Source organism: Methanobrevibacter sp. (assembly GCF_045220775.1).
Taxonomy (GTDB): domain Archaea; phylum Methanobacteriota; class Methanobacteria; order Methanobacteriales; family Methanobacteriaceae; genus Methanocatella.
The window spans coordinates 1-6,752 of sequence record NZ_JBGUWC010000050.1; the positions used below are offsets into that span (position 1 = coordinate 1).

Annotated in this window: 14 protein-coding genes; 13 read left to right on the forward strand and 1 reads right to left on the reverse strand. The window is 32.4% G+C overall.

Annotated features, from left to right (window positions below; genetic code table 11):
* The first annotated feature begins 37 nt into the window (after positions 1-37).
* From ACJROP_RS02525 to ACJROP_RS02585, 13 genes are all read left to right on the forward strand, one after another.
* Complete coding sequence (locus tag ACJROP_RS02525) at positions 38-187, forward strand: hypothetical protein (protein WP_406533927.1); 150 nt, start codon at positions 38-40, stop codon at positions 185-187.
* A 134-nt stretch (positions 188-321) separates the two neighbouring features.
* A complete protein-coding gene (locus tag ACJROP_RS02530; RefSeq protein WP_406533928.1) occupies positions 322-582 on the forward strand; it encodes a hypothetical protein in 261 nt (86 codons plus the stop codon).
* Positions 583-589: 7 nt separating this feature from the next.
* The gene (locus tag ACJROP_RS02535) at positions 590-1,036 is read left to right on the forward strand and encodes a hypothetical protein (protein ID WP_406533929.1); all 447 of its coding nucleotides are present in this window, start codon (positions 590-592) and stop codon (positions 1,034-1,036) included.
* A 6-nt stretch (positions 1,037-1,042) separates the two neighbouring features.
* The gene (locus ACJROP_RS02540) at positions 1,043-1,498 is read left to right on the forward strand and encodes a hypothetical protein (RefSeq protein ID WP_406533930.1); all 456 of its coding nucleotides are present in this window, start codon (positions 1,043-1,045) and stop codon (positions 1,496-1,498) included.
* Between the two features lie 30 nt (positions 1,499-1,528).
* Positions 1,529-1,774 (forward strand): DUF6275 family protein, encoded by a 246-nt coding sequence (locus tag ACJROP_RS02545; protein WP_406533940.1) that lies wholly within the window; start codon positions 1,529-1,531, stop codon positions 1,772-1,774.
* Between the two features lie 20 nt (positions 1,775-1,794).
* Complete coding sequence (locus ACJROP_RS02550; RefSeq protein ID WP_406533931.1) at positions 1,795-2,097, forward strand: nucleotidyltransferase; 303 nt, start codon at positions 1,795-1,797, stop codon at positions 2,095-2,097.
* Positions 2,098-2,544, forward strand: coding sequence for a hypothetical protein (locus ACJROP_RS02555; RefSeq protein ID WP_406533932.1), 447 nt, complete (start codon positions 2,098-2,100; stop codon positions 2,542-2,544).
* Positions 2,545-2,568: 24 nt separating this feature from the next.
* Positions 2,569-3,096, forward strand: a complete 528-nt coding sequence (locus tag ACJROP_RS02560) for a hypothetical protein (RefSeq protein ID WP_406533933.1) — start codon at positions 2,569-2,571, stop codon at positions 3,094-3,096.
* Positions 3,093-3,383 carry a hypothetical protein gene (locus tag ACJROP_RS02565; RefSeq protein ID WP_406533934.1) on the forward strand — a complete coding sequence of 97 codons (291 nt, stop codon included), beginning with the start codon at positions 3,093-3,095 and terminating at the stop codon, positions 3,381-3,383. Before ACJROP_RS02560 ends, ACJROP_RS02565 begins: the two co-directional genes overlap by 4 nt.
* A complete protein-coding gene (locus tag ACJROP_RS02570) occupies positions 3,380-3,868 on the forward strand; it encodes a hypothetical protein (RefSeq protein WP_406533935.1) in 489 nt (162 codons plus the stop codon). Before ACJROP_RS02565 ends, ACJROP_RS02570 begins: the two co-directional genes overlap by 4 nt.
* Positions 3,869-3,873: 5 nt before the next feature.
* Positions 3,874-4,122 carry a DUF2892 domain-containing protein gene (locus ACJROP_RS02575; protein ID WP_406533936.1) on the forward strand — a complete coding sequence of 83 codons (249 nt, stop codon included), beginning with the start codon at positions 3,874-3,876 and terminating at the stop codon, positions 4,120-4,122.
* A gap of 93 nt (positions 4,123-4,215) precedes the next feature.
* Positions 4,216-4,680: a hypothetical protein gene (locus ACJROP_RS02580; RefSeq protein ID WP_406533937.1), complete on the forward strand. Its 465-nt coding sequence runs from the start codon at positions 4,216-4,218 to the stop codon at positions 4,678-4,680.
* 61 nt (positions 4,681-4,741) lie between these two features.
* Positions 4,742-5,551, forward strand: a complete 810-nt coding sequence (locus ACJROP_RS02585; RefSeq protein WP_406533938.1) for a hypothetical protein — start codon at positions 4,742-4,744, stop codon at positions 5,549-5,551.
* A 92-nt stretch (positions 5,552-5,643) separates the two neighbouring features.
* Here the strand turns inward: ACJROP_RS02585 and ACJROP_RS02590 are convergent, their stop codons facing one another.
* Positions 5,644-6,681, reverse strand: a complete 1,038-nt coding sequence (locus ACJROP_RS02590; protein ID WP_406533939.1) for an integrase — start codon at positions 6,679-6,681, stop codon at positions 5,644-5,646.
* Positions 6,682-6,752: the final 71 nt, after the last annotated feature.

A 6,752-nucleotide genomic window follows, 5' to 3' on the forward strand; every position in this document is an offset into this window, starting at 1 on the left:
GATTTGATGATGATCCAATATTAGGGTGGGCTACTCGATGAGTTTAGAGACAATACTGAAAATAAAAATGACGTGTACTGATGATGATATAGATGAGGATATGGCTGAAGAGTTAACTGAATTTATAGTGGAGACTTTGAATAATGAGTTCCGCAAGGATTACTTAACATTCGAAGCAGTTAAATAAGTGAATGAATGTAGCTATCGTTTATGAAATATTGTAAAATAAATAGTAACTTCAATTAAACAACAAGATACAATACATAATCTTAATACTTCACAAAGACACTACCAAGATAAAATACTGGAGACTATGAAATAATGAAAGGATACACATATGGTAAAACAAAGGAAGGTTACATCCTATACTTCCCAGAATTACTGAATGTAAGAATGCCTAAAAAACAATACCTCTGCCCAGACACTGAACCCATAACACTAACAGATAAGATGATGGATGATTTATGTCATAAACTGAATACAGGTGAAATAAAAGTAACCTGCGAAGACATTAACATAATCACCAATACATTCAACTTAACAGTCGAGGATGAGAATAAATTAAAAAAAATATTCAGGTGATTAAAGAATGGCTCTAGGTGAAAGTAATAACAGGTTTATTGAGTCTTATTGGGATGAAGATGACTATCCAGTAGTATATGATAAAAAAAGACCAAGGGGTGAAAATAGATTATACCCCGATGAAGTAATTGATTTGTTAAATGAATTGTGGGAGGAGAATCAGAAATTGAAAAATCAAATCAAAGACATACCCGAGGATGTAGCACGAAACTTACGTGAATGGGTATACAAAGAAGTAACTAAAAACTTACCTCGAAATGGAGAGTTATGTTCTTTTGCAGTTAATACTGGTTTTCTAAAAGAAAAATTAGAAGAAATGTATCCTGGTTTTGAAGTGGAAATTATCCCCACTGAAAATTTTGAATTTGAGGTAGTGTTTAAAAAAATGGTGACTGTAATTGAAATAGAAATAGATCAGGATAAAATCATGAAAAAAATAAAAGAAGAGGAATAAAACAAAATGGCATATTATGATGATAATGGGGAATATGTAGGTTACGACCCTTACGATGCACATGACAGACGAGTACACGAGGAACAATATCATAAATCGAAGGTACCAACCACTGAAGAATTAGCTAGACATATTTATTATCGAGGAATAGTTGAGGAAAGTAAAAAGTGCATAAAGGAACCTTCATATGATGGTGATGATTTCTTCGAAGCATACATGACAGGATTCGAAAAAGTAATGTATGACTCATTGGGCGACCCTCAAAAAACATTAGAATTAATGGCTAAAGACACTGTTAAAAATAAAGACAAACCACGATTAATAGCTACTGATAAAGAACATATTATCCGTGAAGGCACAGAAACATGGATAGTATATAAGATAACACCTGAAGGTTTTAATATTTTAGGTGTATTCTATGATGAAGGATGCGCTGAAAAATTCATAAAAACAATAAAATGAGGATTAATAAAAATGGAAGATAAGGAATTCATGGAAAAAGCAACTGACATGGTAATAGAGTACTACAATAGCTTAGTTGAAGTAACCGATAATTACCAACTAAAAGAAACTGATGTTTATATTGTGTGGATGGCTAGTATACTAGGAAATAACAAGGCCTTACTATCCACTACAGTACCCGATGGATTATATTATGAAATCACTTATGATAATACTAAAAACACATTCTACTTTGACGCCTACAAAAAATGGAGTCATCAAGAATACGAAAACTAAAAAAAAATGATGGGATTAATATGAGTATTGAAGAATCAGTATATAAATTAAAAACAAAATATTTGGAACCAAGTTATGGGATAAAAAAAAGATTAAATATTCCTGAAAACATTGAAGATTTTATAACCCCATCTGAGTTAATATTAGAAAGAAAAGACGGTAAACCCATTGATATTGATGATTATGTAATCATATCTAACGAAGATTATATTGCAAGATTAAAAGCCGCCAAGTATCAAGGAAAACTAGAATTGCTAAATGAAATATTCGACGACAATCCGGATCAAACTTGCATAACCGGTTGTAATATAGAGATGGAATAAATGATTAGTAGTAAATTAGTCTTGGATTTTAATGAGTGTTCTGATATAACTGTAGACGAATTTGATAAATGGTTTTTCGATAAGTATCTCACTAAATTAAAACTTGCAGAGGAAGGAGAATCATCAATAAATTATTTTAAAGATAAATATAATGTGGAATGGTGGTTCCATAGGGATACTGAGAATAATCAATACAGTATTGAATTAAAATTAGTTAATGTTAAGGATTATCCACCAGACCCTCACTTAGAAGAAATGTTGAAACATTTAAAACATGATAAACCAGAAGGTAACGGTTTAGAAAAGATAGATGGAATAATTGATGAGGAAATATTGTCAAACCGGAATCATATAGATATTGATAAACTAAGGGATGATTTAGGTATTGAACCTATCCCCGAAAAGGATAGGAGAGATCAAGTAAGATTCACAAAAACATACTACTAAAAAAAATGATGATGGGGGTTTTAAATGACTTGTTATAGTGCCAAATATATAGGGGATAAATTAGCTTCCTTTGAACAAGAAAGAGAATACCTTTTAGGTAAATTGGTTCATAAAATCACCAGGAAAATGAGACGATACTATCCGGATTATCATGTATACGGTAAAGGTTATAGTATTAATAAAGGTGTTGAGAAAATTGAATGGGGTAGCCGATGGATTAATCATCCATGGCCCAAGTATCATTATGTCCCCGATAATGTTGATGATTTGCCGTATGTTTATTTTGAATTTAAATATGTTAATGAAAAATTCGCATATGATTGTTTCCGACCATTCCATAGGCATTATTTAAAGGAGTATAATATATCTCCGGAGGAAGTGGTTCCAGCTGTTAAAGAGGCAGCTATGATAAGTAAGGATCCTATATTATATACTGACCCGGAAACTTTTATAAGAGGTAATTGTAGGATATTCAAGGTAGTCATACCTTTAAGCTATTATAGTTATGATGAACGATTCATTAACCGTTACAATAACGGGAGACACGTATGAAAGACCCATATGAGAAAGTTTACGATACATTACGTGAATTAAATTATTATCAAACAATACTCAAGTTGAATAATCTTGAAGATTCAGAGCAGTATAAGAAAATAGACGATTATATTAAGTATCTCCAGGATACTTATCTAACACCTAAAATGGTGGATGAAATATTCGCTTTTCGAGTGTTACCTGGAAAGATAAGTCATACACAATTCAGGGAATGGTTACGTATAATCGGTCGTGAAGATTTATTAAACAGATATTATCCAAATATGATGGAGGTAAAATTATGATTGTTGATATTGCAACAGAAGAAAGAGTACCAGTAAATGAGATAAAAGATTTGCCTTTAGGAAAATTAGGTAATTTAATATGTGATGAAAGTATTAAAGGCAACACTGATTATGTGGAAGAATTAGTAACTCAATTCCTTGAAATTGTTAGGGATGACTTAAAAGATGAAGACATTCAAATTTATAGGCATTCCCTATTAACTGATCCTAGTGGCTGTAATTCCATACCTAGATTAATTATTCACACACGCTTAGATAATGTTGGTGAAGCTAAAAAAACCTTAAAGAATTTAAGGGAGTATTTCCAGATACAAGGAGGTTTACGCTTACCCTTAATGGGTGCTTTTTATAAAACAGATAATGGAGACCATGACTGGTTTGATGATGAAGATAACGATTTAAACTTAATATTGGATTTCATGGAATACAAATGCAATCAGTTATATCGTGAAGCGGGTCGTAAAAGAAAAAGAGCGGAGGAATAACAGATATGATATTTGCTGATTTATTATATATCTTCACAGGCATTGGTATTGTCGTGGGAGCGGTTGGTGCAATGTTTCTGGGAGTATTTGGGTTCTGTGTATTGTATGAATTGATTGGGGAGCAGTATGTTAATCTTCGTGAGCATGCTAGTTGGCGTAAATATAAACGGTATGATGAACGGTTAGCTATTAATCATTTGAATAAGTTGAGTAAATCTTATCCGGAATTGGAGATAACATATAAAAAGAAATAGTGTTTTAATTATGAGGGATGTAATAGGTTTAATAATGCTGGTGACTTTTATGGTTATCGGTTTTGTTGGTTTGATTGTAAGGTTGTGTTAATTGTGAAATTTGATACAGTGAAAGATTTGATTAAGTATTTGGAGCAGTTTAACCCTGAAGCTGAGGTGTTAACTGATATGGGTTTCAGTTGGGTTAAACCGTTCATGGCTACTTCTGAAGAAGATAGGAATAGTAAAATGACTACGAATATATTATATGTTTATGGGGAGTATAATCCATATTATACTAAATATCAGGATTATTATCGGTTAAAGGATTATATTCTTAATGAATTAACTTACCGGTATGATATTGATGATGTTAAGTTATGTTTCCCTAATGGTGAACCTACATATAATTTATTCTATAAAGGAAATTATAGTTTTGATGAACGGAATAAAATCAATAGTGGTATTTTGAAGGATATTTTTAGTATTTGTAATGAGAATGATTGGGATATTTTTGAGGATATTACTATATTGTATGTTAAAAGTAGTCGTCCATGTGTTTTAGAAAAACATTTATAAGTGGAGGGCTATTAAAGATAATATTAACCAAATAATAAATAAAATAAATAAAGGGATTAAATTGAAATTAATAAAAACCAAATTCAACGAACTATTATACTACATCCACGAGGACAACTATAAAAACTACCTCATGCTAAAAATCATCTACACATACGGCCGAAACGCCAGTGAAATATTCAACCTAAAAAACACGGACATAGACACAATAAAAGATACAATAACATTCCACATAAACACAGGCGACATAACCTACCCACTAATACCACAAATCAAAGACGGACTAATCGGCTACATATACGACCAAGAACTAAAACAAGACGATTACATCTTCAGAAGACCTGATGAAGCAATGGAAATAGTAATCAAAAAACTAAACTACTACCTCGACCGGACAGTAGACACATTAAACAAAACAATCGAATTCAACTGTGAAAAACTAACCACCAAAGACTTCAAAATACTACGAGGACAACACTTATTCCTAGACGGAGCCAAACTACACGTCATCCACGACTTATACAGGAATAGTAACATACAATCAACAAAAAAGAATATCAATTATAACGAACTAGTAGAACTAAAATTCCCATGCAACACCCTAGACAAAGTATTCCAAGAATTCACTGACTTCAACCTATACACAGATGAAAGATTCGACGACACCGATATATTCACAGTAGGTGACGAAACAGAATCTATCATAATAGAACTAGACTACAATGAACAAACCATTAACTTGATAAGTGATGAGAACGAACTAACAAGTAAAATCGAAGAAGTACCTCCAGCAGAATTATGCCGAATGTTACGCCACATGGACACCGGAAACTTCAGATTCATCAACGGTTTAAGATTCATTAAAAATTAACATTTACTTATCCAACAACGATTTTAACACAGTAACCATATAAAAACAGACAATAGTTTAATAGCTCTAATAACAATGGTGTGGCTTTAGTTTTAGAATATATTATACTCTTTACCAGACAAGAAAATGTTAATTGTTATACTAAACTCCTGATGCTGAATATCAGGAATATTCTCCTCACTAATCATAACATTCTTCATAGCAGACTTATAAATAGACTTCAACTTCTCAGGATTAGTTTTAATATAAGTCTCATGAATCATATTCTTACTCCTACCCTGTAATTCATCAATATACTCCGCACTCAAACCAATATTGGATGCATGAAACTTCCGGAGAGTATGGCTGCGGAAGAAACGATACTTACCCTTGAAACCCCAACCCATACCGTCATTAATCTCCTGAAACCTAGCTAATAAAGTAGAAGCACTAAAATCAAATAAAGGGTCAGATAGTTTAACACCAGGTCTTGTTTTCAAATACTTAACAATCTCACGGCTAGCTTCAGGGCTACAGAAAGTATAATAATATTTATCGGTCTTAATCCTTTTCAAATAGAATGTAGGAACCACATTCCTTTTATGCTCCAAAGTGTTTAGGATTACTTCGATATCTCCGCCATCATGATAATCCTGTGTACCTGTAATGAATTGTTCCACAGTTAATGATAATGTTTCGGCTTTAGCAGTGCCGCTGCTGGACATGAATAATATGACTGCTCGTAGATCCACACCAACAATCTCCAATGCTTGACGAATATGTTTTTTAGTGGGGAGGTCGAGGTAGTTGGTTTCGTATAGTTTATTGTATTTAACGTCAGGTAGTGTGGGTATTTCAATTTCAAAATGACGATAAAATGTTTTGACTTTGCTGAAGTATGTTCGGACAGTATTTGGGCTGCTTTTGCTTTTGAGTAGGTAGTTGCGGTAGTTTAGTAGTCTTTTTTTGAGTTTCCTGTTTTTTAATGGTATGCCTTGGTTTTCTTCAGCTAGTGCTTCATCGATGAGGGTGGTTAGTGTTTCTTGGTGGTATTCCATGTAGTTTTTTAGGGCTGATTCGTATCCTTGTTTTGTGGATTCTTTTACGTTTCGGTCTCGGCAGAATTTTTGGAACAATCTATTATTAAACATACAATGTATAATATATATTAATTGATTTATATTATTTATTCTCACTTCTTTTTTTTAGTGTAATCATAAAC